A 23,754-nucleotide genomic window follows, 5' to 3' on the forward strand; every position below is an offset into this window, starting at 1 on the left:
GCCACGAGCAAACAGATCGGCTCGTGCTTCCACGGTGCTCAGACGTTCATCATGTAATTCAACCGGCACGCCAAAGCGCCCATGCAGGCGGTTGGCAAACTTACGTGCGCGTGCGGTCAGCGGCTGTTCGGTGCCGTCCATATTCAGCGGCAGGCCGACGACCACTAAATCCGGCTGCCACTCTTTTAACAGTCGCTCGATCAGGTTCCAGTCGGGAATGCCGTCCTGCGCTTTTATCGCCGTTAACGGACGTGCGGTGCCGGTAAGTTGCTGGCCTACCGCGACGCCAATACTTTTGGTGCCGAAATCAAACGACAGCATCGTCATCGCCGACATCAGGCGTGACCTGCTTCACTGGTGATATTATGAATATCAATACCCATGCTTTTCGCCGCTTCACGCCAGCGCTCGGCTATCGGGGTATGGAACAGAATATTGCTGTTTGCCGGCGTCGTCAGCCAGGCATTCTCCAGCAGTTCGCCCTCCAGCTGATCTTTTTCCCACGCGCAATAACCCAGCGCCACCATAACCTGTTCAGGCTGTTCGGGCGTGCCAAGCGATTCAAGCACATCACGTGAGGTGGTGATCACCGTGTTATCAGAAACCCGAATGCTGGAGGAAAAGGTGCGCTGCGCCGAATGCAGAATAAAGCCGCGATCTTCCGCCAGTGGCCCGCCAGCAAATACTGGTTTATCAAGCCTGGCCGCAGGGTCGCGCGGCGTTGGCGAGATTTTAAGCTTAGTCAGAATGCCGTCAACCGTCAGGTTTTCCATCGGCTTATTCACGATTAAACCCATGGCTCCTTCATCATTATGCTCGCAGATATACACTACCGAGCGCTTGAATAAAGGGTCCTGTAATGCTGGCATGGCGATCAAAAAATGATGCTGTAAATTCATTGTCACTCGTTCTGTGTTCTGGTTAAGAGCTAATCGGTTATACCGCAGTTGCCGTTAACGGGTTTGCAACGGGGCTTGCGCCCCGTGTAAATAATCAGGCCAGACGTTGTTCAATCGCATCCATCAGCATGCCGGTAATCGAGATCGGGAAGGCCGCTTCGATTTCACGGATGCAGGTTGGACTGGTGACGTTAATCTCAGTCAGCTTATCACCAATAATATCCAGACCGACGAAAATCAGACCTTTGGCTTTCAGCGTTGGCGCGACGCGGCGGGCAATTTCCCAGTCGCTTTCAGACAGCGGACGCGCTTCACCGCGACCACCGGCCGCCAGGTTGCCACGGGTTTCACCCGATTTCGGAATACGCGCCAGGCAGTATGGCACCGGCTCGCCGTCCACCACCAGTACGCGCTTGTCGCCGTCTTTAATCGCTGGCAGATAGTTCTGCGCCATGCAGTAGAAATTACCGTGCTCGGTCAGCGTTTCGATAATCACCGACAGGTTAGGATCTTCCTGCTTAACGCGGAAAATCGATGCGCCGCCCATGCCGTCCAGCGGCTTCAGGATAATATCGCCGTGCTGCTGCCAGAATTCGCGGATCTGATGAGCATTACGCGTCACCAGCGTGTCTGGCGTCAGCTCGGCAAACCATGCGGTAAACAGCTTTTCATTACAGTCGCGCAGGCTTTGCGGCTTGTTAACAATCAGCGTGCCTTTATCTTCTGCGCGCTCAAGAATGTAAGTGGCATAGATAAATTCGGTATCAAATGGCGGATCCTTACGCATCAGAATGACGTTAAGATCCGACAGCGCAATATCCTGCTCGCTGCCAAACTCGAACCATTTGTCGTAGTTCTGTTCGACGCTCAGGATGCGGGTACGCGCCCGGCCTTCGCCCGCACGCAGATAGAGATCGTTCATCTCCATATAATGAATTTCGTAACCGCGGCGCTGTGCTTCCAGTAGCATTGCGAAGCTGCTGTCTTTTTTGATGTTGATGGAGGTAATTGGGTCCATCACAATACCAAGCTTGATCATTTGTTCTCCTGAATTCACCGCTACGTGATTTGCGCGTGTCGTGTCGGCAGTCAATGTTGCGCTTGCCAAAGTTTTCCTACAGTGTTTCAGATAGCCCGGACGAATATTTTACCCATGGTGCTAGCCGAGATCACCAAAGCGTACCTGCAAAGCGGTCATTGCCGTCAGCGCAGTGGTTTCGGTGCGTAATACCCGTGGCCCCAACAAAATATCGGTGAAGCCTTGTTCAGCAGTCATGGCGATTTCACTGGCCGACAGGCCGCCTTCCGGGCCAATCAGCAGACGTACCCGCTCGACCGGCTGTGGCAGCGTGTTAATACTGTGCTGCGCACGCGGATGCAGGTTGAGTTTCAGACCGCTGTCGGCTTCTGCACACCAGGCTTCCAGCGTCATCGCTGCGCGCACTTCCGGCACCGTATTGCGTCCACACTGTTCACAGGCGGCAATGGCAATCTTCTGCCACTGCTGGATTTTTTTTGCTAAACGTTCTGCATCCAGCTTTACGCCACAGCGCTCAGAAAACAAGGGGGTAATCACATTTACCCCCAGTTCAATCGACTTCTGGATGGTAAATTCCATTTTTTCACCGCGCGACATCACCTGGCCTAAATGCAGATGAAGCGGAGATTCACGGCTGTCAGCACGGCTTGAGACAATTTTTACCCGGACGTTTTTTTTATCGGCCTGAATAATCTCGGCAGCAAAAGTCAGATTACTGCCATCGAATAATTCCAGCGCCTGACCACTGTTCATACGCAATACGCGTCCAACATGATTAGCAGCATCTTCGAACAGAGCAATTTCATTTCCGACCTGCAAAGCGTCGGGATGGTAAATGCGAGGTATGCGCATGGGGTTCCTGATAATAATAAGCCGCACGGCATCACCGGACGGCGTAAAACATGAAGAGCTTAGTTTAGGGTAGTGATTTTACCGCTGGCAAGCTTGCTGTACATAGGGGTTGTGATTGCCCTGTACCCGGGCGATACGTTTGTCGCGTTCACACTCCCACTTTGTTACCGGGTATTGCTTGTTCCAGGCGGTCATCAGCTGGGTTTGCTGCCGCGACAACTGTAGCTGATACTGGTCGCGCATATAGAAATACGTGCGCGCAATAGCACCACGGGCGCGTGCCGGCGGCTCGGCCTGTTTATTTTTAAAATCGACCTTCATTTCGCAGCGGCCATACTGTTGCTCACCGCCATTCCACTGACTGTACATCAGATTGCCACGGTCGCCGTTCACTTCACCAATTGCCGGTTGCAGGTTATGCAGATCGGTTTCTATGCGGCGATAAAGCGGATCTTTGCTGCAATTTTTGCGGCCGCCATTTTGCCAGCACTGTCGCTGATGGCCAAATTGCCAGGCGGGAACCACATGCTCCCACTCGATGCGCTGGGCGCGGTTGGCATTTTTACGCACCTGATAGCCGCAGGATGAGAGGTCCGGGATGCCTTTTTTGCCTCGCCAGTTAATCTTGCAGCCACAGTAAAACGAACCCGGTGCGTCGGCGTTAATCTGCGCGGCATAGGTTTTGGCCTGCTGGAAATTATTTTGATGATAGTTGTCCAGATTAAGGCTTTGGGCGCTAAAAGGGGAGAGCAGCAACGTGAGTGCGAGGGTGCTAATGATTTTGCGCGACATAATCCATTTTTTTGCTATTCAGAAACAGCGCGCAGGGTAACAGAAGCCGCAGAGATAACGAATTACACTAATGATAATCAGTAACTTAACGGCTAATTTTTAGCCGCTATTGGTTTTTTTTAAGAATTGAGGAAATCACCCGCTTTGAGAATATCGCCACAGTGTAAGCAGCGATACTCACTCTCACCGCGCAACACCCGGTTATGACGGCGTACCGACAGCTGATGCTGCTGGCATCCACAGCGGTAAGGGAACGTGCGGCTGCGTACCGAGCTGACTTCAAACTGATGGGTGCGCTGCGCGGGCACATCGAGGATCTGTTCCATCATCCATTTCCACTCTTTACCGTGTGGCGCGACGCGGCCAAAGTGTTTCCATACCAGCAGATGAGCCAGTTCATGAGGAACCACCTCATCGATAAATGCCTGCTGATTTTCCAGCAGCAGCACCGGATTAAGGCGGATTTCCCAGTTTTGCAGCCATGCGGTACCGGCAGCCGTACCACGCTGCTGATAGACCAGTTTCGGTTCCGGATAGTCGCGCTCAAGGCGCTGATTAGCCAGCTGTAGCTTATTGCGTAATGCGCGCATCACGGACTGCTGCAAAGCGATCGGGAGTCGGGGAGATTTCATAGCAGGAAGAATAATTCTGTGGGGCAGGGGATGCAAGAAATGACATACGGGCGACGTTTCGCCGCCCGTAGCAAGGCTGATTAATCGCGTGAACCGATATCGCGCAATTTTTTACCTGACAGCAGGTTACGTTCGATATGCTCCAGCGAAATACCTTTGGTTTCAGGAATTAACCACAGGGTCAGCAGGATAAAGAACAGGTTCAGACCCGCATACACCCAGAAGGTATTGGCGTTGCCCAGCGTGTTCAGCATGGTCAGGAAGGTGGCACCCACGATCATATTGGCAATCCAGTTAGTCGTGGTGGAGACGGTGATGCCAAAATCACGCCCTTTCAGCGGCTGAATCTCAGAACACAGTACCCAAATCAGCGGACCGGCACTCATGGCAAAGCCAATGATAAACATCAGCAGCATAGCAACCGCGAAGTATTGCGCAGCTTCGCTGTGAATGCCGATGTGCAGCATGGTGCCGAGAATGCCCATACCCGCCGCCATCACCAGGAAGCCCAGCGTCAGTGTCGGTTTACGACCCCAGCGATCCACCAGTCCGATCGCGATAAAGGTCGCCAGCACGTTAATCAGACCAACAATTACCGTGCCCCACATTTGTTGGGTGGTATTAGCAAAGCCCGCAATCTCAAAGATTTTCGGTGCGTAATACATGATGACGTTCATACCGGTGAACTGCTGCATCACCTGGAGCAACACCCCAAGGAAAACCGCACGACGGAAGTTGCTGTTGTCTTTAAACAAACTCCAGCCAGACTGTTTGATTTTCAGGCTTTCGCGGATTTCATCCAGTTCACGTTTGGCTTGTTCGCTGGTATCACGCAGGCGATCCAGTACCCGTTGTGCGTCGCGGAAGTTGCCTTTGGCCGCCAGCCAGCGCGGGCTGTTAGGCAGGAAGAACACGCCAACCAGCAGCAACAGTGCCGGAATGGTGATCACGCCCAGCATCCAGCGCCAGTTGCCGGTATAGCTGAAGGCGGTATCGGACAGGTAAGCACCGAGAATACCGATGGTAATCATCAGCTGATACAGTGAAATCATACTGCCACGGATTTTTTCCGGCGCGATTTCAGACAGATAAAGTGGAGCGGTGTAAGAAGCGACCCCGACCGCCAGGCCCAGCAGTACGCGTGCAACGATCAGCATTTCCGGGTTAGGGGCAAAGGCGGACCACAGCGAACCGATAACAAACAGGATGGCACCGGCCATCAGGCTTTTCTTACGACCAAGACTGGAAGACATCCAGCCGCTGGCGATAGCACCGACCGCAGCACCAAACATCATTGAGCTGACGATCCACTCCTGCTGATGACTGGTGACATTAAAATCTTTTGCGATAAATGGCAGTGCACCGGCAATAACGCCGATATCCAGACCAAACAGCAGCCCTGCAAGTGCTGCAAGAAAGCAGACAAATAAGGTCATCGCCTTATTCGAGGTTCTGCTTTTGTGTGTATTGCCAGGCATGTAGCCTCCACGTAGTAACTATGTTGTTTTTATCAATGTTAGAAAACCTGCTGCCGGTAAAAAGTGAGGCTGATCACACTAGTGTAATCGGTTACACACGCTGATTCCCTGTAAACCAGCATTTTTCACCTGTTTCAGACTTAATAACCAGTATGTAATGGCAGCTTATAAGTTTCTGACATTATTCCAATTCTTGCCCATCAGACGACGCTGAAAATAGCGCATTTTTTTGCTAATGACTACGCCGTGAAACGCCTAAATAACAGATAAATAAAACGTTTCAAAATGTAATCGTTATCATTAAAGGCGTTTCAGTTGGCAAAAAAGTATAGCCGAAAGGAAATTAGTCGGAGCGGTGCTTGCGCGGTCGAGGCGGATGATGGGCGTTTGAAGGCAATTTAAAACTGTAGGGGAGCCGTTTTCGGCTCCCGTCCTGATGGCATGCTGAGTGCTAACCGCACGGTCGGCGAGAACGCCGACCCTACAAAAATCGATTACAGACCGGCAGCTTCGCGCAGCAGCGCGGCTTTGTCGGTTTTTTCCCACGGGAAGTGCTCACGGCCAAAGTGACCGTAGGCCGCTGTCTCGCGGTAGATTGGGTGCAGCAGATCCAGCATCTGAATCAGGCCGTATGGACGCAGGTCGAAGAACTCGCGTACCAGCAGGGTCAGCTGTTCGGTAGAGATTTTTTCAGTACCGAAGGTTTCGACCATGATGGAAGTCGGCTCTGCTACGCCGATTGCGTAAGAGACCTGGATTTCACAACGGTCAGCCAGACCCGCAGCAACAATGTTTTTCGCCACGTAACGTGCAGCATAGGCTGCTGAGCGGTCAACTTTAGACGGATCTTTACCGGAGAATGCCCCGCCGCCGTGACGAGCCATACCGCCGTAGGTATCAACGATGATTTTACGACCGGTCAGACCGCAGTCACCCATTGGGCCACCGATAACAAAACGGCCAGTTGGGTTGATAAAGAATTTGGTGCTGTCATTCAGCCATTCGGTCGGCAGAACCGGCTTGATGATCTCTTCCATCACCGCTTCTTGCAGATCTTTCTGACCAATCTCTTCTGCGTGCTGCGTTGACAGCACTACAGCATCGATACCGACAATTTTGCCGCCATCGTACTGGAAGGTCACCTGGCTTTTTGCATCCGGGCGCAGCCACGGCAGGGTGCCGTTTTTACGCACTTCAGACTGGCGCTGCACCAGACGGTGCGCGTAAGTGACCGGTGCTGGCATCAGTACGTCGGTTTCATTGGTGGCGTAGCCGAACATCAGGCCCTGGTCACCGGCACCTTGCTCCAGCGGATCGGCACGGTCTACACCCTGGTTGATATCCGGAGACTGTTTACCAATGGCATTTAACACCGCACAAGAGTTGGCATCAAAGCCCATATCGGAATGGACATAGCCGATTTCACGCACCGTATTACGGGTGATCTCTTCGATATCAACCCAGGCGCTGGTGGTGATTTCGCCGCCAACCAGAACCATACCGGTTTTCACGTAGGTTTCACAGGCAACGCGCGCTTTGGGATCCTGTTCCAGGATAGCATCCAGAACGGCGTCTGAAATCTGGTCAGCGATTTTATCAGGATGTCCTTCTGATACAGACTCGGACGTAAAAAGGTGTTTAGCCATTTTATTCTTTACCTTACTAAAACGGGTTAAATAACAACTGCATAGCGAAGAGAAAGGTTAGCCTGACTCCACGCCCCCTCAGGCAAAGCCGTGAGCAGTTCATTTGGTGCAGGCAAACATGTCAGATTCAGTCTGACGACGTAAGAGCGGCACAAGCAGTGCAGAAGTTAGCCAGTATAGACGGATTAACATCTGGATGGCTATTTTAGGTTACTCAGTAAACGAAATGCCAGCGATTTTTGCCATTAGGCATTTTTGGCTTATTTAACGCTGGCAATTTTTCCTGACAATGGTCTCACTCAGACCATTTTAGTTTTGCATTTTTGTGCTGGCGGCTGTATAAAACGCCGCTGCCTGTTGGGCAGCAAATAAAGGCACTACGCCGCCGTGGCGTAAGGGCCGCCAGATAGCCAGAGTCTGCTCTGGTTCTCATCCTCTGACCCGTTTTTCCACATGCTAATCTGGTATGTGTGGAGGTGATACGAGTAATGAACCACGTTTGCGCTTTTTACGGTTCGCTACGCCACTCTGGCGTGCTTCAATCCCTTTCTGTTTCGGTATCCGTTCTTCTCTCTCGCCGAAGTTATATTCGTTTCGGTAATCATCACGACACCTGCGCCGGTTAACCTTTTGCTACAGTTTGGCAGGGGACTTTCAGTTTACTGAGAGCTGACTATGGCTTTTTCTGACCCGTTTCACGGAGTTCGGCGACGTGTTTCATACTGAAAACTTACTTCAACCCGCGTTTAGGGTAATTCAGTCATTAATGCTGGGTTTATCGACAGCTTATGGGTTGTTCTGGCAGGATCGACCTGCGATAGTAGTTAACTGTTTCGCATCATTACTAAAAATTGAGGTTCGCGATGTCTGACGACATGAAGACTATTAAGGGTTCGTCAGCAGGCGAACAGGGTGTACTCCGCTCTATGCAGGAGGTGGCCATGAGCGATCAAGATGCCAGCAAAATGCTGCGCACCTACAATATTGCCTGGTGGGGCAATAACTACTATGACGTCAACGAGCTGGGTCATATCAGCGTCTGTCCCGATCCTGATGTGCCGGAAGCCCGGGTTGATTTAGCGAAGCTGGTGAAAGAGCGTGAGGCCGATGGTCAGCGTTTACCGGCTCTGTTTTGCTTCCCGCAGATCCTTCAGCACCGTCTGCGTTCTATCAACGCAGCGTTTAAGCGTGCGCGCGAATCTTACGGCTATAAAGGGGATTACTTCCTCGTTTATCCGATTAAAGTCAACCAGCACAAACGTGTGATTGAATCGCTGATCAACTCCGGTGAGCCACTGGGCCTTGAAGCTGGCTCGAAAGCCGAGCTGATGGCGGTGCTGGCGCATGCCGGTATGACGCGTTCGGTGATTGTCTGTAACGGCTATAAAGACCGTGAATATATTCGTCTGGCGCTGATCGGCGAGAAACTGGGTCACAAAGTGTACCTGGTGCTGGAAAAAATGACCGAAGTGAAGCTGGTGCTGGAAGAGGCCGAACGCCTGAACGTGGTGCCGCGTCTCGGCATCCGTGCGCGTCTGGCGTCACAAGGCTCCGGCAAATGGCAGTCCAGCGGCGGCGAGAAATCGAAATTCGGCCTGTCTGCGACCCAGGTGCTGCAACTGGTGGAAATTATGCGTGAAGCGGGCCGTATCGACAGCCTGCAATTGCTGCACTTCCACCTCGGTTCGCAGATGGCGAATATCCGTGATATCGCCACCGGCGTGCGCGAATCGGCCCGCTTCTATGTTGAGCTGGCGAAGCTGGGCGTCAATATTGAGTGCTTCGACGTTGGCGGCGGCCTGGGCGTGGACTACGAAGGTACCCGTTCGCAGTCCGACTGCTCGGTTAACTATGGTCTGAACGAATACGCCAACAATGTGATCTGGGCGATTGGCGATGCCTGCGAAGAGCATAACCTGCCGCATCCGACGGTGATCACCGAATCTGGCCGTGCGGTCACCGCGCACCATACGGTGCTGGTTTCCAATATCATCGGCGTAGAGCGCAACGAATTCAGCGTTCCGCAGGCTCCGAATGCCGACTCTCCGCGCCCGATTGTCAGCATGTGGGACACCTGGCAGGAGATGCACGAGCCAAACAACCGTCGCTCACTGCGTGAATGGCTGCACGACAGCCAGATGGATCTGTTCGATATTCACAGCGGTTACTCGCAGGGCACTTACGATCTGATTCAGCGCTCATGGGCTGAGCAGCTCTATCTGAGTATTTGCCACTATATTCAGCAGCATCTGGATCCAAGCAACCGTGCGCATCGTCCGATTATTGATGAGTTGCAGGAGCGCATGGCGGACAAGATTTACGTCAACTTCTCGCTGTTCCAGTCAATGCCGGATGCGTGGGGTATTGATCAGCTGTTCCCGGTACTGCCGCTGGAAGGGCTGGATAAATCGCCGGAGCGTCGTGCGGTGCTGCTCGACATTACCTGCGATTCTGACGGTACTATCGACCATTATATTGATGGTGACGGCATCGCCACCACCATGCCGATGCCGCATTACGACGTGGAAAACCCACCGATGCTCGGCTTCTTTATGGTCGGGGCGTATCAGGAGATTCTCGGCAATATGCATAACCTGTTCGGCGATACCGAAGCGGTGGATGTATTTGCTTTCCCTGATGGCAGCGTCGAAGTGCAGCTTTCCGATGAGGGCGATACCGTCGCGGATATGCTGGAATACGTACAGCTTGACCCGAAAGAGTTGCTGACGCATTTCCGCAACCAGGTAAAACAGACCGATCTTGATGAAGAGCTGCGCGCGCAGTTCCTCGAAGAGTTTGAAAACGGTCTGTATGGCTACACCTATCTGGAAGACGAATAGGATATTTGCAGAGGGCGGCGAACATGCCGCCCCTGGATAAGAACGTGAACCCTGTAGGGGCGGCGTTCTCGCTGCCCGTGCCAATGAGGACAACATGATTAATAACACCCTGGGCCATGAGTACGATAACTCTCTGGTTTCCAACGCCTTCGGATTTATGCGTTTTCCGGTTAACTTCCAGCCTTATGATGCTGATGCCGAGTGGGTTATCACCGGTATTCCGTTTGATGCGGCAACGTCAGGGCGTCCGGGTAGCCGTCTGGGACCGAACGCGATTCGTCAGATCTCAACGAACCTGGCGTGGGAAGGCTGCCGTTACCCGTGGAACTTCGATCTGCGTAAACGTTTGAAAGTGATCGACTGCGGCGACCTGGTTTATGCGTTTGGCGATTCTCAGGATCTGACCGACAAATTGCAGGCGCATGCTGAAAAGCTGCTGGCTAACGGCAAGCGCATGCTGACCTTTGGTGGTGACCATTACATCACCCTGCCACTGTTACGCGCGCATGCGAAATATTTCGGCAAAATGGCGCTGGTGCATTTTGATGCGCACACCGATACCTACTCCAACGGCGCGAAGTTCGACCACGGCACCATGTTCCACCATGCGCCAGCGGAAGGTTTGATTGATCCGGACCACTCGGTGCAGATCGGTATTCGCACCGAATTTGATAAAGATCTGGGTTATCACGTGCTGGATGCGGCGCAGGTCAACGATCGTAGCGTTGACGACATTCTGGCGCAGGTGAAACAGATTGTCGGTGATATGCCGGTTTATCTGACCTTTGATATCGACTGTCTCGATCCGGCACATGCGCCAGGCACCGGGACGCCGGTGATCGGCGGTCTGACTTCCGACAAGGCGTTAAAACTGGTTCGCGGTTTGCAGGGGCTGAATATTGTCGGTATGGATCTGGTTGAGGTCGCGCCAGGCTATGACCAGTCTGACCTGACCGCGCTGGCTGCGGCCACGCTGGCGCTGGATATGCTGCACGTGCAGGCAGTGAATAAAGGCGAATAAGCCCTTGAGCTGTCAGGGCGGGAGTCATCCCGCCCGTTAGCCGGTTATTTCTCTGCGGCGATCCGCGCTTTGATATGCTCTGCACGCGACTCGGAAGAGGGGTGCGAATCAAACATGCTGCTCTGGTGGCTGCCCTCCAGTTTTGCCAGCTTCTCGAAGCTGGTCACTAAACCGTTCGGGTTAATCTTACGCTGCTTCATCAGATCAAACGAGTAGTCATCGGCCTGGGATTCCTGAGTCTGCGAGAACTGGGCGTTAACCAGTTGCGCGCCGAGATCGCCCAGCTGCGATTGCGACAGTGATGCAGCGATACCGCCTGCGGCGCTGGCTGCGGTGCGTGCTGCGGTGGTGGCATAGGCCAGCTGCATCGCTTTACGCGTGTGGCCCAGCGCAACATGGCCCATTTCGTGGCCCAGCACACCTTCGACTTCGTTGTCGGTCATCATATCCATCAGGCCGCTGTACACGCGGATACAGCCATTGGCCATTGCCCACGCGTTGACATCTTTGGTCAGATAGACTTTATAGTTGGCTGGCGTGCCGTTGATATTGTCCCCCAGTGAGGTGGCAATTTTATCGAGGCGCTTACTGTATTCGCTGCTGGCTGGCGCAATCTGCGCTTCGCTATCCATCTTTTGACAGGATTCCACGCTCAGTTCTTTGACCTGCGCATCACTCAGCGTCGCCGCCTGATAAGCCTGTGCACCAGACTGCATTAATGAATTCGAGTCAAAATTCTGACAGCCGGAAAACAGGGCGGCAACGCTCAGTGCCATAACAGAGGTACGAATTTTCATTCTGGTCCATCCCGTAACAAGGTAATAAAAACAAACACCTGACAAAACGCCGGCGAATCAGGTTTCATTGAACTTGAGTTTTATAGCCGTTTCGCTGGTAAATGCATAGCCGGCAGCGTCTCAAAGCGCGATTTGTGCCGCTTTTTTTGCATAGTGCGCCATGTACATTTCACCTGTTTTTCATGTACATTGATTGTCGACTTTCCTTTGACTTTGCCTGATAACTGATTAATTACAATAAGTTAGGGACGGCGAAGCGAATTATTTCCGAACTGGAGTAGAAAATGCCTTCTCGTAAAGAGCTTGCCAACGCCATTCGCGCATTAAGTATGGATGCGGTGCAGAAAGCCAAATCTGGTCACCCGGGTGCCCCAATGGGTATGGCAGATATCGCCGAAGTGTTATGGCGCGACTATCTGAACCACAACCCAACCAACCCACAGTGGGCCGATCGCGACCGTTTCATCCTGTCTAACGGCCATGGCTCGATGCTGATTTATAGCCTGCTGCACCTCAGCGGTTATGATCTGCCGATGAAAGAGCTGGAGAACTTCCGCCAGCTGCACTCTAAAACTCCAGGTCACCCTGAGTTCGGTTACACCGTCGGTGTTGAAACCACTACCGGCCCACTGGGTCAGGGCATTGCTAATGCCGTGGGTTTTGCCATCGCTGAGCGCACGTTAGCGGCGCAGTTCAACCGTGAAGGTCACGATATCGTTGACCACAACACTTATGTATTTATGGGTGACGGTTGCATGATGGAAGGCATCTCGCACGAAGTTTGCTCTCTGGCGGGTACGCTGAAGCTGGGCAAACTGGTTGCGTTCTATGATGACAACGGCATCTCCATCGATGGTCACATTGACGGCTGGTTCACCGACGACACCGCAAAACGTTTCGAGTCTTACGGCTGGCATGTGGTGCGCGGCGTTGATGGCCATGACGCTGAGGCGATCAAAGCTGCGATTGAAGAAGCGAAAAGCGTCAGCGACAAGCCTTCACTGCTGATGTGCAAAACCGTTATCGGTTTTGGTTCACCTAACAAAGCAGGTACCCACGACTCGCACGGCGCACCGCTGGGTGACGACGAAATCGCACTGACCCGTAAACAGCTGGGCTGGGAACACGCGCCATTTGTGATTCCACAGGACATCTATGGTCAGTGGGACGCGAAAGAAGCCGGTCAGGCGAAAGAAGCAGCATGGAACGACAAGTTTGCAGCTTACGCTAAAGCGTACCCGGAGCTGGCTGCCGAGTTTACACGCCGTAGCGTGAATGCGCTGCCGGAAAACTGGCAGGCAGAATCACAGAAATATATTGAGCAGTTGCAGGCTAATCCGGCGAAAATCGCCAGCCGTAAAGCGTCTCAGAATGCTATCGAAGCCTTTGGTAAGCTGCTGCCGGAATACCTCGGCGGCTCCGCTGACCTGGCACCGAGCAACCTGACCATGTGGTCTGGCTCTAAGCCAATCAACGAAGATCTGGCCGGTAACTACATCCATTATGGTGTACGTGAATTCGGTATGACCGCGATCGCGAACGGTATCTCGCTGCACGGTGGTTTCCTGCCGTACACCGCGACCTTCCTGATGTTTGTTGAATACGCGCGTAACGCCGCTCGTATGGCAGCACTGATGAAAATTCGTCAGGTTATGGTCTATACCCACGACTCTATCGGTCTGGGTGAAGATGGCCCAACGCACCAGCCGGTTGAGCAGCTGGCCAGCCTGCGCGTCACGCCAAATATGAGCACCTGGCGTCCGTGTGACCAGGTTGAGTCTGCGGTTGCGTGGAAATACGCGATTGAGCGTCAGGATGGCCCGACTGCGCTGATCTTCTCCCGTCAGAACCTGGCACAGCAGGACCGTACTGCTGAGCAACTGGCAAACGTGGCGCGTGGCGCTTACGTGCTGAAAGATTGCGCGGGTCAGCCAGAGCTGATTCTGATCGCGACCGGTTCCGAAGTGGAGCTGGCGGTTGGCGCTTATGACCGTCTGACTGCTGAAGGCCGTAAAGTTCGCGTGGTGTCTATGCCGTCTACCGATGCCTTTGACAAGCAGGATGCGGCTTACCGTGAATCCGTGCTGCCAAAAGCCGTGAGCGCGCGCGTGGCCATTGAAGCGGGTATCGCTGATTACTGGTTCAAGTATACCGGTCTGAACGGCGCTATCGTTGGCATGACCAGCTTCGGCGAGTCGGCACCGGCTGAGAAGCTGTTTGATCTGTTTGGCTTTACCGTCGACAACGTGGTCGCTAAAGCGAAAGAGCTGATCTGATTGCTCGGGTGGCGACAACGCCACCCCTGGAACTCATCATCTATACGGACGGCGTTTTCGCCGTCCGATTCAAAATCCCATCTGATCCGCCGATTTATTCCTGCAGTAATAACCACATTTGTTCATTTTTGTGATGTGGATCTAATATTCAGCAGCGTAATTGATCACAATCATTCCCGCTATTCCTCACTTCCTTTATTCTGGCTGAACCGTTTCAGTTGGCGATGATACCAACATTAACAAGTAAATTTTGCGTGGTGAGAATTCCCTGTACAAATTGAAACGACTGCCCCAGGCTATCGGTTGATGATTGGATGAATTCTGACGCAGGAGTGTTATGACCGTTCGCGTAGCTATCAACGGCTTTGGTCGCATCGGGCGCAATGTGTTACGTGCTTTGTACGAAACCGGGCGTCGCGCTGAGATAACTGTCGTTGCCATTAACGAGCTGGCTGATGCCACTGGCATGGCGCATCTGTTGAAATACGATACCAGCCACGGGCGTTTCGCCTGGGATGTGCGTCAGGAGCGCGACCTGTTAACGGTGGGCGATGACACCATTCGCCTGCTGCACCTGGCGGATATCGACGCCTTACCGTGGCGCGAACTGAATGTGGATGTGGTACTCGACTGCACCGGCGTGTACGGCAGTCGCGCGGATGGTGAAGCGCATTTGCAGGCGGGCGCGAAGAAAGTGCTGTTTTCGCATCCGGGCGGCAACGATCTTGATGCCACCGTGGTGTTTGGCGTGAATGAAAAAGCGCTTCTGAGCAGCGATCGCATCGTCTCTAACGCGTCCTGCACGACCAACTGCATTATTCCGGTTATTAAGCTGTTGGATGACGCCTTTAACATTGAATCGGGCACCGTCACCACCATTCACTCAGCGATGCACGATCAACAGGTTATCGACGCCTATCACCCGGATTTACGTCGTACCCGTGCCGCCAGCCAGTCCATTATTCCGGTTGATACGCGCCTTGCGGCTGGCATTACCCGTATTTTTCCGAAATTTAATGACCGCTTTGAAGCGATCGCGGTGCGCGTGCCGACCATCAACGTGACGGCAATTGATTTGAGCGTCAGCGTGCGTGATGCAGTGACGGCCTGTCAGGTCAACGCCCTACTGCAAAATGCATCAGAAGGTGCATTTAATGGTATAGTTGACTATACGGAATTGCCGTTAGTCTCAATTGATTTTAACCACGATCCGCACAGTGCCATTGTGGACGGTACGCAGACGCGGGTCAGCGGTCAGCACCTGATTAAGACCTTAGTCTGGTGCGACAACGAATGGGGCTTTGCTAACCGGATGCTCGATACCACGTTAGCGATGGCCGCAAGCGGCTTCAGGTAAGACGCGGATGGCGTCTGGCAAAACTTATGAGAATTCAACGAGAGGGTTCACCATGTCTGTAATTAAGATGACCGATCTGGATCTTGCTGGTAAACGTGTTCTGATCCGTGCGGATTTAAACGTGCCAGTCAAAGAAGGGAAAGTGACGTCTGATGCACGTATCCGTGCTTCTCTGCCGACCATCGAACAGGCGCTGAAACAGGGTGCAAAAGTGATGGTAACATCTCACCTGGGTCGTCCGACTGAGGGTGAATACAACGAAGAGTTCTCTCTGCTGCCGGTTGTTAACTACCTGAAAGACAAGCTGGGCGCGGAAAACGTGTCCCTGGCAAAAGATTATCTCGACGGCGTAGAGCTGACCGCTGGCAAGCTGGTGGTGCTGGAAAACGTGCGCTTTAACAAAGGCGAGAAAAAAGATGACGAAGCGCTGTCGAAAAAGTATGCGGCGCTGTGCGACATCTTTGTGATGGACGCGTTCGGTACGGCACACCGTGCTCAGGCTTCTACTCATGGCGTGGGTAAATTCGCTCCGGTTGCTTGTGCTGGCCCGCTGCTGGCTGCTGAACTGGAAGCGTTGGGTAAAGCGCTGAAAGAGCCTGCGCGCCCGATGGTTGCTGTGGTCGGGGGGTCTAAAGTTTCCACTAAATTCGACGTGCTGAACTCGCTGGTTAACATCGCTGACACCGTTATCGTCGGCGGCGGCATCGCTAACACCTTCGTGGCAATCGACAACAATGTCGGTAAGTCACTGTACGAACCTGATTTCGTCGAAGCGGCAAAAGGTCTGCGCGATCAGTACGGTATTCCGGTACCGACCGACTCACGTGTGGGTACGGAATTCTCTGAAACTGCGCCTTCTACCGTGAAAAAAGTTTCCGAAGTGCAGGATAACGAAGAGATTATGGACTTCGGTGACGAAACCGCAGAAGCGATGGCGAAACTGCTGAAAGAAGCAAAAACCATTCTGTGGAACGGCCCGGTCGGCGTGTTCGAGTTCCCTAACTTCCGTAAAGGGACCGAAATCGTCGCGAAAGCTATCGCAGAAAGCGATGCCTTCTCCATTGCTGGCGGTGGCGACACCCTGGCAGCCATCGACCTGTTCGGCATTGAAGATAAAATCTCCTACATCTCCACCGGTGGCGGCGCATTCCTTGAGTTTGTGGAAGGCAAAAAACTGCCAGCGGTAGCGATGCTGGAAGAGCGTGCTAAGCAGTAATCTTTGCGGGCAGGGCAGTGCGTCCCTGCCACTCCGTTTTGCCTGCTGAACGGGCGAGACTGAACTGATTTCTTTTATACGGCCAACGAAACAGGACAAAAAGCATGTCTAAAATTTTTGATTTCGTAAAACCAGGCGTTGTCACCGGTGACGACGTACAGAAAGTTTTCCAGGTAGCGAAAGAGAACAAATTCGCACTGCCAGCAGTTAACTGCGTCGGTACTGACTCTATCAATGCCGTGCTGGAAACCGCAGCGAAAGTAAAAGCTCCGGTAATCGTACAGTTCTCTAACGGCGGCGCCGCGTTCATCGCAGGCAAAGGGCTGAAATCTGATAAGCCACAGGCTGCGGCTATCCTCGGTGCGATCTCTGGCGCACATCACGTCCACCAGATGGCTGAGCACTATGGCGTGCCAGTTATCCTGCACACCGACCACTGCGCGAAGAAACTGCTGCCGTGGATCGACGGTCTGCTGGATGCGGGTGAAGCACACTTCGCCAAAACCGGTAAGCCACTGTTCTCTTCCCATATGATCGACCTGTCTGAAGAGTCTCTGGAAGAGAATATCGAGATTTGCAGCAAGTATCTGGCGCGTATGGCTAAGATCAATATGACGCTGGAAATCGAACTGGGCTGCACCGGCGGTGAAGAAGATGGCGTGGATAACAGCCATATGGACGCTTCTGCACTGTACACTCAGCCGCAGGACGTTGATTATGCTTACGAAAAACTGAACGCAATCAGCCCACGCTTCACCATCGCCGCCTCTTTCGGTAACGTCCACGGCGTTTACAAGCCAGGTAACGTTAAGCTGACGCCAACCATCCTGAAAGATTCTCAGGAGTTCGTCAGCCAGAAACACGGTCTGCCGCACAACTCTCTGGATTTCGTGTTCCACGGTGGTTCCGGCTCTTCTGCGCAGGAAATCAAAGATTCAATTAGCTACGGCGTAGTGAAAATGAACATTGATACCGATACCCAATGGGCAACCTGGGACGGCATCCTGCAGTACTACAAAAAGAACGAAGGCTACCTGCAAGCTCAGTTGGGTAACCCGGAAGGCGACGATAAGCCGAACAAAAAATACTACGATCCGCGCGTATGGCTGCGTTCTGCACAATCTTCAATGATTGTGCGTCTGGAGCAGGCATTTAAAGAACTGAACGCGGTTGACGTTCTGTAATGACGTGACTGATTAAAAAAGGCCCTGCGGGGCCTTTTTTTATGGGTGAAAGGCTTAAAATATCAGGAAATTCCGCGGTTTTTTGGCAGAGGCGGTCATAATTGTTTACCCTTGTTGAGATGGATTGCTGGCGTTGGCTGGCAATATTTTGTCATTTCCCCGTTGGGGATTTTTAACAGGGCGGATAAATGGAAGATTTAAACGTGGTTGATGGCATTAACAATGCCGGTAGCTGGTTGATTCGCAACCAGGCGCTGCTGCTCAGTTATGCGGTAAATATCGTTGCCGCCATTGCGATTATCATCATCGGTATGATTGTGGCGCGTATTATTTCGAATGGCGTCAACAAGGTGCTACGTACGCGCGGCATTGATGCGACAGTGGCTGACTTCCTGTCGGCGCTGGTGCGTTACGGCGTGATCGCCTTTACGTTGATTGCGGCTTTAGGTCGGGTCGGGGTACAGACTGCGTCGGTGATTGCGGTGCTCGGTGCCGCCGGTCTGGCAATTGGTCTGGCACTGCAAGGTTCGCTGGCTAACCTTGCCGCCGGCGTACTGCTGGTGACCTTCCGTCCGTTCCGTACCGGCGAGTTTGTCGATCTCGGTGGCGTGATGGGGACGGTGCTTAACGTGCAGATTTTCTCAACCACCATGCGTTCTGCAGACGGTAAAATCGTGGTCGTGCCAAACGGTAAAATCATCGCCGGCAATATTATTAACTATTCCCGCGAACCGGTGCGCCGTAATGAGTTTACCATTGGCGTCGCATATGATGCTGATGTTGATGAAGTTAAGCAGCTGCTGCGTGAGGTAGTGGAAGCCGACAGCCGTGTCCTGAAGGATCGCGGTATCCAGATCGGTCTGAATGAGCTGGCGGCTTCTTCCCTGAACTTCGTGGTGCGCTGCTGGAGCAACAGCAGCGATCTGCAGGATGTTTACTGGGACCTGATGGCTAACTTCAAGAAAGCGCTGGATAACAAAGGAATCGGTATTCCTTATCCACAGATGGATGTTCATCTGCATCAAACTAAAGCGCCGCAGGAGCAGGTTTCTGTGGAATAAGCACGACCTGGGTGGCGAGGGAGTTCCTCGCCACTTATCCCTCTCTTCAGCATTATTAGCTTCGCTGATACCGTATTAATTCTTTCAATTTCCACTAATAATCACCCCAGGATAAACTTGCCGCAGACAAATCTGACCGTGAGGGTTATCTTGTGTTTTCCGTTTATTTTCAGGGCATTGCATTAGGCATGGCATTGATACTGCCGCTCGGGCCACAAAACGCTTTTGTGATGAATCAGGGCGTGCGCCGTCAGTATCATCTGATGACGGCGGGTCTGTGCTCGTTAAGCGATATTCTGCTGATATGTGCCGGGGTGTTTGGCGGCAGTGCGCTGCTGAATCAGTCTCCGCTGCTGCTGAATCTGGTGACCTGGGGTGGAGTGGCGTTTCTGCTGTGGTATGGCTGGGGTGCTTTACGGACTGCCCTGAGTGGCAATATTGCGCTCGATTCCGCCAGCGCGGTGCAGCAGAGCCGCTGGCGGATTATCGCCACCATGATGGCGGTCACCTGGCTTAATCCGCATGTCTATCTGGATACCTTTGTGGTGCTCGGTAGCCTTGGCGGGCAACTGCCGGCGGCGGCACGCTACTGGTTCGCTCTCGGCACCATCAGCGCCTCCGTGGTGTGGTTTTTCGGGCTGGCATTGCTGGCATCCTGGCTCTCGCCATTGCTGCGCACCCGCAACGCTCAGCGCGTGATAAATCTGCTGGTGGGCCTGGTGATGTGGTTTATCGCTTTCAGACTGGCACAACAGGGAATGATGGGATTTAATTAAAGCGTGATTGCCGCATCAGGGTATGGCAGCCATGCCGTAAAAACTAAGAGCATCACGCATTTAAGCTGTTACCGCGATAAGATATGCTGGTATCAATACTCATACGTCTTCAAGGAGGACTTCAGGTGAAATTGAAAGCGCTGGCTCTGGCCGCAATGATGGGTGCAGCAACATTACCTTTGGCTGCCCAGGCAGGCGAGCTGCCAAATGGACCGCATGTTGTCACTTCAGGGCAGGCGAGTGTCGATGCCACGCCGGATATCGCCACGCTGGCGATTGAAGTGAATGTTTCATCAAAAGACGCAGCGGAAGCGAAAAAGCAAGCGGACACCCGCGTCGCACAATACTTCGATCTGCTGCAGAAAAACGGCATTGAGAAGAAAGATATTGATGCCGCCAACCTGCGTACTCAGCCGGAATACGATTATACCAAAGAGGGGAAATCGGTACTGAAGGGCTACCGCGCGGTGCGCCAGGTTCAGGTAACTTTGCGTCAGCTGGACAAACTGAATGACCTGCTGGATGGCGCACTGAAATCCGGCCTGAATGAGATTCGTTCAGTCGAACTGGGCGTGGCGCAACCGGAAAAGTATCGTAATAAGGCACGTAAAGCGGCGATTGATAACGCGACTCAGCAGGCAGAAGCACTGGCTACAGGCTTTAATGCTAAGTTAGGCCCGGTTTACAGCATCCGTTATCATGTGGCGAACTACCAGCCAATGCCGGTGGCGCGCATGTTTAAAGCGGCTGATGCTGCACCGATGACCTCTGAAGCGCAGACCTACGAGCAGCAGAGCATCCACTTTGACGATCAGGTCGATGTGGTGTTTGAAATTCAGCGTAATCAACAACAGTAATGCGTTGTGCCCGGTAATTTTCCTGTAGGGGCGGCGTTTTCGCCGCCCGTGCCGGGGATTTATAACCGGATATTATTCAGTATCCTGACGCAATACCCGGTGACCATGCGCCAGCAGTGCGTCGGTCACTTTTCTCATCAGGCGACTTTCCGGCGCGAAGCGGTGCCAGTAAAGCATGCGGCGTTGCAGCAAGCCCGGCGTCAGATCGATCAGCTCACCACTGGCCAGCTCTTTCTCGATCTGCAAATGCGGGATCATACAGCAGGTTGAACCCTGACGTGCCAGCTGCACAAAGGCTTCTGACGAGTTAACGATATGGCAAGGCACGCTGCCCGGCGATAAATCAAAGTTCTGTTGCAGAAACGCCTGATGCATATCGTCGAGATGGTCAAACGCTACTGCTGGCGCTTTCAGCAGCGCTGAACGGGTCACGCCGTTCGGGAAGTAGCGGGCGGCAAACTCTTTCGAGCCGACAAACAGATAGTCCAGCGCACCCAGTTGATCGACCAGGCAGCTTGGCAGTGGCTGCGGCTGAATACTGACCGCCCCAACAACCTCACCACGGCGCAGACGTTCCTGTGTGCGGGTTTCATCTTCCACCTGCAAATTCAGACGCACCGGCGAGTCGGTCAGTACGGTTTTCAGCGCCGGTAACAGCCAGGTTGCCAGACTGTCGGCGTTAACCGCCAGTGACAGCAGCAACGGCGTCGTACCGCTGTTCTCATCGCCCAGCCACTCTTCTTCCAGCAGTTCCACCTGATGTAGCAGCGCCAGCAATTTCTGCCCTTGCTCGGTCGGACGTGGCGGCACGGTGCGCACCAGCAGTGGCTGACCAAACATATTCTCCAGTTGCTTAATGCGCTGTGATACTGCCGATTGCGTAATACAGAGCTTTTGCGCAGCGCGTTCAAAGCCGCGCTCACGAATCACAGCATCCAGAGCCTGAAGCGTTCGATAATCCGGGCGTTTCATTGTTGTAGTCTTATCCTTTAGGGCTGATATCTGCACTATGCCACAAAATCAGGTGTTTGCCCTGACCTTACTTATCAATCACTTTGTGGCCTGGCTTCCACTCCTGCACATCAAAGACGATTGAACAGGACATTTTGCACGAGGCTTGCTTTATACTAGGCTCACACAGTTGCCACAGGTTTTAAACATACCATGACACAGGATGAACTGAAAAAAGCAGTAGGCTGGGCCGCGCTGGAGTACGTTAAGCCCGGCACCATTGTTGGTGTGGGGACCGGATCAACCGCCGCGCATTTTATTGATGCGCTGGGTTCGATTAAACATCAAATCGACGGTGCGGTATCCAGCTCAGACGCTTCCACTGCCAGACTAAAAAGTTTAGGCATACCGGTGTTCGATCTCAATGACGTCGACGGACTTTCTGTTTATGTTGACGGAGCCGACGAAATCAACCGCCAGATGCAAATGATCAAAGGCGGTGGCGCAGCGCTGACCCGTGAGAAAATTATTGCGGCGGTAGCAGAAAAATTTATCTGTATTGCTGACGACTCAAAGCAGGTGGATGTGCTGGGCAAATTCCCGCTGCCGGTTGAAGTGATTCCGATGGCGCGCGCTTATGTGGCACGCGAACTGGTCAAGCTCGGCGGCTTACCAGAGTACCGTCAGCATGTGCTGACCGATAACGGCAACATTATTCTCGACGTGCATAATCTGCAAATTCTTGAGCCGATGGCGCTGGAAAACGCGATTAACGCACTGCCTGGTGTGGTGACGGTAGGGCTGTTTGCCCGTCGTGGTGCCGATGTGGCGCTGATTGGTACTGCTTCCGGCGTGAAAACCATTGAAAAATGATCTGTCTGGCGTGATCACGCCAGCAGTTATTTCTGGTAAAAAAACATCTTTTCTTCAACAGGTTAAATTTGGTGACTTATGTCACATAAATCCGACCTGCCGCGCCATCCTACTAAGTTGATGGTGTGAATCGCTATAATCTGTCGCATTGTTCTGCCCAACGGTGCCGCCGTGCTGGTAGTCAGGCAATCGTTTGTATTGCTGCCAGCGTATTTTTTGATATTTTGACAGAAGGCTGGCTTATATCCGCGAACACCCGGCAGGGTGAAGGGTATATCAGTTACTTCTGAAGTCTGCAAAATAAGGTCGGGAAATGGCAAAGGTATCACTGGAGAAAGACAAGATTAAGTTCCTGCTGGTGGAAGGTGTTCACCAGAGCGCGCTGGAAAATCTGCGTGCGTCAGGCTATACCAACATCGAATTTCACAAAGGCGCGCTGGACAGCGAGTCTCTGAAGGAATCCATCCGTGATGCGCACTTCGTTGGCATCCGTTCGCGTACTCAACTGAGCGAAGAGATTTTTGCTGCGGCAGAAAAACTGGTCGCGGTGGGTTGCTTCTGCATCGGCACCAACCAGGTTGATCTGAACGCCGCCGCGCAACGCGGGATTCCGGTATTTAACGCGCCTTTCTCCAATACCCGATCCGTTGCTGAGCTGGTGATTGGTGAGTTGTTACTGCTACTGCGCGGTATTCCGGAGGCCAACGCCAAAGCGCACCGTGGTATCTGGAACAAACTGGCGGTCGGCTCTTACGAAGCACGTGGTAAAAAGCTGGGTATCGTCGGCTACGGTCATATCGGTATGCAACTTGGCGTGCTGGCGGAAAGCCTCGGCATGCATGTGTTCTTCTACGATATCGAGAACAAATTGCCGCTGGGCAATGCCACTCAGGTGCGTCATCTGTCTGATCTGCTGAATATGAGCGATGTGGTCAGCCTGCACGTGCCGGAAACCCTCTCCACGCAGAATATGATGGGTGCGGAACAGCTGGCGCTGATGAAGCCTGGCGCGCTGCTGATTAACGCCTCACGCGGCACCGTGGTGGATATCCCGGCATTGTGCGACGTGCTGGCGAACAAACATCTGGCGGGTGCGGCAATCGACGTCTTCCCGGTAGAGCCAGCCACCAATAGCGATCCCTTTACTTCGCCGCTGTGCGAGTTTGATAATGTGATTCTGACGCCACATATTGGCGGTTCTACGCAG

21 protein-coding genes are annotated in these 23,754 nt (G+C 53.0%); 11 read left to right on the plus strand and 10 right to left on the minus strand.

The features are described 5' to 3' along the window. The 8 genes from ruvX to metK form a co-directional block, all read right to left on the minus strand. Nucleotides 1-336: Holliday junction resolvase RuvX (gene ruvX / locus NG42_RS22010; protein ID WP_241488341.1), on the minus strand; the 336-nt coding region annotated here is incomplete at its 3' end. Further along, complete coding sequence (locus NG42_RS11200; protein ID WP_052899412.1) at nucleotides 336-899, minus strand: YqgE/AlgH family protein; 564 nt, start codon at nucleotides 897-899, stop codon at nucleotides 336-338. The genes ruvX and NG42_RS11200, both read right to left, overlap by 1 nt. 94 nt (nucleotides 900-993) lie before the next feature. After that, on the minus strand, nucleotides 994-1,938 hold the full coding sequence (gshB, locus tag NG42_RS11205) for a glutathione synthase (RefSeq protein ID WP_052899415.1): 945 nt from the start codon (nucleotides 1,936-1,938) through the stop codon (nucleotides 994-996). Nucleotides 1,939-2,058: 120 nt separating this feature from the next. Further along, nucleotides 2,059-2,790, minus strand: coding sequence for a 16S rRNA (uracil(1498)-N(3))-methyltransferase (rsmE, locus tag NG42_RS11210; protein WP_052899417.1), 732 nt, complete (start codon nucleotides 2,788-2,790; stop codon nucleotides 2,059-2,061). A gap of 78 nt (nucleotides 2,791-2,868) precedes the next feature. Further along, nucleotides 2,869-3,582, minus strand: a complete 714-nt coding sequence (gene endA, locus NG42_RS11215; protein WP_052899418.1) for a deoxyribonuclease I — start codon at nucleotides 3,580-3,582, stop codon at nucleotides 2,869-2,871. Between the two features lie 119 nt (nucleotides 3,583-3,701). After that, entirely contained in the window at nucleotides 3,702-4,214 is a 513-nt protein-coding gene (locus NG42_RS11220) for a SprT family zinc-dependent metalloprotease (protein ID WP_052899420.1), read from the minus strand. Nucleotides 4,215-4,294: 80 nt separating this feature from the next. Beyond that, nucleotides 4,295-5,692 carry a sugar porter family MFS transporter gene (locus NG42_RS11225; protein WP_052899424.1) on the minus strand — a complete coding sequence of 466 codons (1,398 nt, stop codon included), beginning with the start codon at nucleotides 5,690-5,692 and terminating at the stop codon, nucleotides 4,295-4,297. Between the two features lie 494 nt (nucleotides 5,693-6,186). Then, nucleotides 6,187-7,338, minus strand: a complete 1,152-nt coding sequence (metK, locus tag NG42_RS11230) for a methionine adenosyltransferase (protein ID WP_052899425.1) — start codon at nucleotides 7,336-7,338, stop codon at nucleotides 6,187-6,189. Nucleotides 7,339-8,201: 863 nt separating this feature from the next. Between metK and speA the strand changes: the two genes are divergently transcribed. Both speA and speB read left to right on the plus strand, forming a co-directional pair. Beyond that, entirely contained in the window at nucleotides 8,202-10,178 is a 1,977-nt protein-coding gene (gene speA, locus NG42_RS11235; protein WP_072133223.1) for a biosynthetic arginine decarboxylase, read from the plus strand. Between the two features lie 94 nt (nucleotides 10,179-10,272). Beyond that, nucleotides 10,273-11,199 (plus strand): agmatinase, encoded by a 927-nt coding sequence (gene speB, locus NG42_RS11240; RefSeq protein ID WP_053115802.1) that lies wholly within the window; start codon nucleotides 10,273-10,275, stop codon nucleotides 11,197-11,199. A gap of 44 nt (nucleotides 11,200-11,243) precedes the next feature. On the opposite strand, the gene loiP is transcribed toward speB, so the two are convergent. Further along, nucleotides 11,244-11,996 carry a metalloprotease LoiP gene (gene loiP / locus NG42_RS11245; RefSeq protein WP_052899428.1) on the minus strand — a complete coding sequence of 251 codons (753 nt, stop codon included), beginning with the start codon at nucleotides 11,994-11,996 and terminating at the stop codon, nucleotides 11,244-11,246. A 284-nt stretch (nucleotides 11,997-12,280) separates the two neighbouring features. Between loiP and tkt the strand changes: the two genes are divergently transcribed. The 7 genes from tkt (at nucleotide 12,281) to NG42_RS11280 (ending at nucleotide 20,723) form a co-directional block, all read left to right on the plus strand. Further along, nucleotides 12,281-14,272, plus strand: coding sequence for a transketolase (tkt, locus tag NG42_RS11250; RefSeq protein WP_052899430.1), 1,992 nt, complete (start codon nucleotides 12,281-12,283; stop codon nucleotides 14,270-14,272). Between the two features lie 337 nt (nucleotides 14,273-14,609). Beyond that, nucleotides 14,610-15,629: an erythrose-4-phosphate dehydrogenase gene (gene epd, locus NG42_RS11255; RefSeq protein WP_052899432.1), complete on the plus strand. Its 1,020-nt coding sequence runs from the start codon at nucleotides 14,610-14,612 to the stop codon at nucleotides 15,627-15,629. A 52-nt stretch (nucleotides 15,630-15,681) separates the two neighbouring features. Further along, nucleotides 15,682-16,845, plus strand: coding sequence for a phosphoglycerate kinase (gene pgk / locus NG42_RS11260; protein WP_052899436.1), 1,164 nt, complete (start codon nucleotides 15,682-15,684; stop codon nucleotides 16,843-16,845). A gap of 104 nt (nucleotides 16,846-16,949) precedes the next feature. Then, entirely contained in the window at nucleotides 16,950-18,029 is a 1,080-nt protein-coding gene (gene fbaA / locus NG42_RS11265) for a class II fructose-bisphosphate aldolase (RefSeq protein ID WP_052899438.1), read from the plus strand. A 188-nt stretch (nucleotides 18,030-18,217) separates the two neighbouring features. Further along, a complete protein-coding gene (gene mscS, locus NG42_RS11270) occupies nucleotides 18,218-19,090 on the plus strand; it encodes a small-conductance mechanosensitive channel MscS (protein WP_052899440.1) in 873 nt (290 codons plus the stop codon). Nucleotides 19,091-19,242: 152 nt separating this feature from the next. Further along, a complete protein-coding gene (gene argO / locus NG42_RS11275; RefSeq protein ID WP_052899442.1) occupies nucleotides 19,243-19,866 on the plus strand; it encodes an arginine exporter ArgO in 624 nt (207 codons plus the stop codon). A 125-nt stretch (nucleotides 19,867-19,991) separates the two neighbouring features. Beyond that, nucleotides 19,992-20,723, plus strand: coding sequence for an oxidative stress defense protein (locus NG42_RS11280; protein WP_052899444.1), 732 nt, complete (start codon nucleotides 19,992-19,994; stop codon nucleotides 20,721-20,723). A gap of 72 nt (nucleotides 20,724-20,795) precedes the next feature. Here the strand turns inward: NG42_RS11280 and NG42_RS11285 are convergent, their stop codons facing one another. After that, a complete protein-coding gene (locus NG42_RS11285) occupies nucleotides 20,796-21,695 on the minus strand; it encodes a LysR family transcriptional regulator ArgP (RefSeq protein WP_052899446.1) in 900 nt (299 codons plus the stop codon). 192 nt (nucleotides 21,696-21,887) lie between these two features. Here NG42_RS11285 and rpiA point away from each other — a divergent pair, with 192 nt between their 5' ends. Together rpiA and serA are read left to right on the plus strand one after the other, a co-directional pair. Further along, on the plus strand, nucleotides 21,888-22,547 hold the full coding sequence (rpiA, locus tag NG42_RS11290; RefSeq protein WP_052899448.1) for a ribose-5-phosphate isomerase RpiA: 660 nt from the start codon (nucleotides 21,888-21,890) through the stop codon (nucleotides 22,545-22,547). Between the two features lie 313 nt (nucleotides 22,548-22,860). Next, a partial coding sequence (gene serA, locus NG42_RS11295; protein WP_241488342.1) for a phosphoglycerate dehydrogenase occupies nucleotides 22,861-23,754 on the plus strand: 894 nt, incomplete at its 3' end.

The organism is Winslowiella iniecta, from assembly GCF_001267535.1.
Taxonomy (GTDB): Bacteria; Pseudomonadota; Gammaproteobacteria; order Enterobacterales; family Enterobacteriaceae; genus Erwinia; species Erwinia iniecta.

Coding starts and splice junctions, on each gene's coding strand:
- NG42_RS11200 (WP_052899412.1), bottom strand. CDS start 899: ATGAATTTACAGCATCATTTTTTGATCGCCATGCCAGCATTACAGGAC.
- gshB (WP_052899415.1), bottom strand. CDS start 1,938: ATGATCAAGCTTGGTATTGTGATGGACCCAATTACCTCCATCAACATC.
- rsmE (WP_052899417.1), bottom strand. CDS start 2,790: ATGCGCATACCTCGCATTTACCATCCCGACGCTTTGCAGGTCGGAAAT.
- endA (WP_052899418.1), bottom strand. CDS start 3,582: ATGTCGCGCAAAATCATTAGCACCCTCGCACTCACGTTGCTGCTCTCC.
- NG42_RS11220 (WP_052899420.1), bottom strand. CDS start 4,214: ATGAAATCTCCCCGACTCCCGATCGCTTTGCAGCAGTCCGTGATGCGC.
- NG42_RS11225 (WP_052899424.1), bottom strand. CDS start 5,692: ATGCCTGGCAATACACACAAAAGCAGAACCTCGAATAAGGCGATGACC.
- metK (WP_052899425.1), bottom strand. CDS start 7,338: ATGGCTAAACACCTTTTTACGTCCGAGTCTGTATCAGAAGGACATCCT.
- speA (WP_072133223.1), top strand. CDS start 8,202: ATGTCTGACGACATGAAGACTATTAAGGGTTCGTCAGCAGGCGAACAG.
- speB (WP_053115802.1), top strand. CDS start 10,273: ATGATTAATAACACCCTGGGCCATGAGTACGATAACTCTCTGGTTTCC.
- loiP (WP_052899428.1), bottom strand. CDS start 11,996: ATGAAAATTCGTACCTCTGTTATGGCACTGAGCGTTGCCGCCCTGTTT.
- tkt (WP_052899430.1), top strand. CDS start 12,281: ATGCCTTCTCGTAAAGAGCTTGCCAACGCCATTCGCGCATTAAGTATG.
- epd (WP_052899432.1), top strand. CDS start 14,610: ATGACCGTTCGCGTAGCTATCAACGGCTTTGGTCGCATCGGGCGCAAT.
- pgk (WP_052899436.1), top strand. CDS start 15,682: ATGTCTGTAATTAAGATGACCGATCTGGATCTTGCTGGTAAACGTGTT.
- fbaA (WP_052899438.1), top strand. CDS start 16,950: ATGTCTAAAATTTTTGATTTCGTAAAACCAGGCGTTGTCACCGGTGAC.
- mscS (WP_052899440.1), top strand. CDS start 18,218: ATGGAAGATTTAAACGTGGTTGATGGCATTAACAATGCCGGTAGCTGG.
- NG42_RS11285 (WP_052899446.1), bottom strand. CDS start 21,695: ATGAAACGCCCGGATTATCGAACGCTTCAGGCTCTGGATGCTGTGATT.
- rpiA (WP_052899448.1), top strand. CDS start 21,888: ATGACACAGGATGAACTGAAAAAAGCAGTAGGCTGGGCCGCGCTGGAG.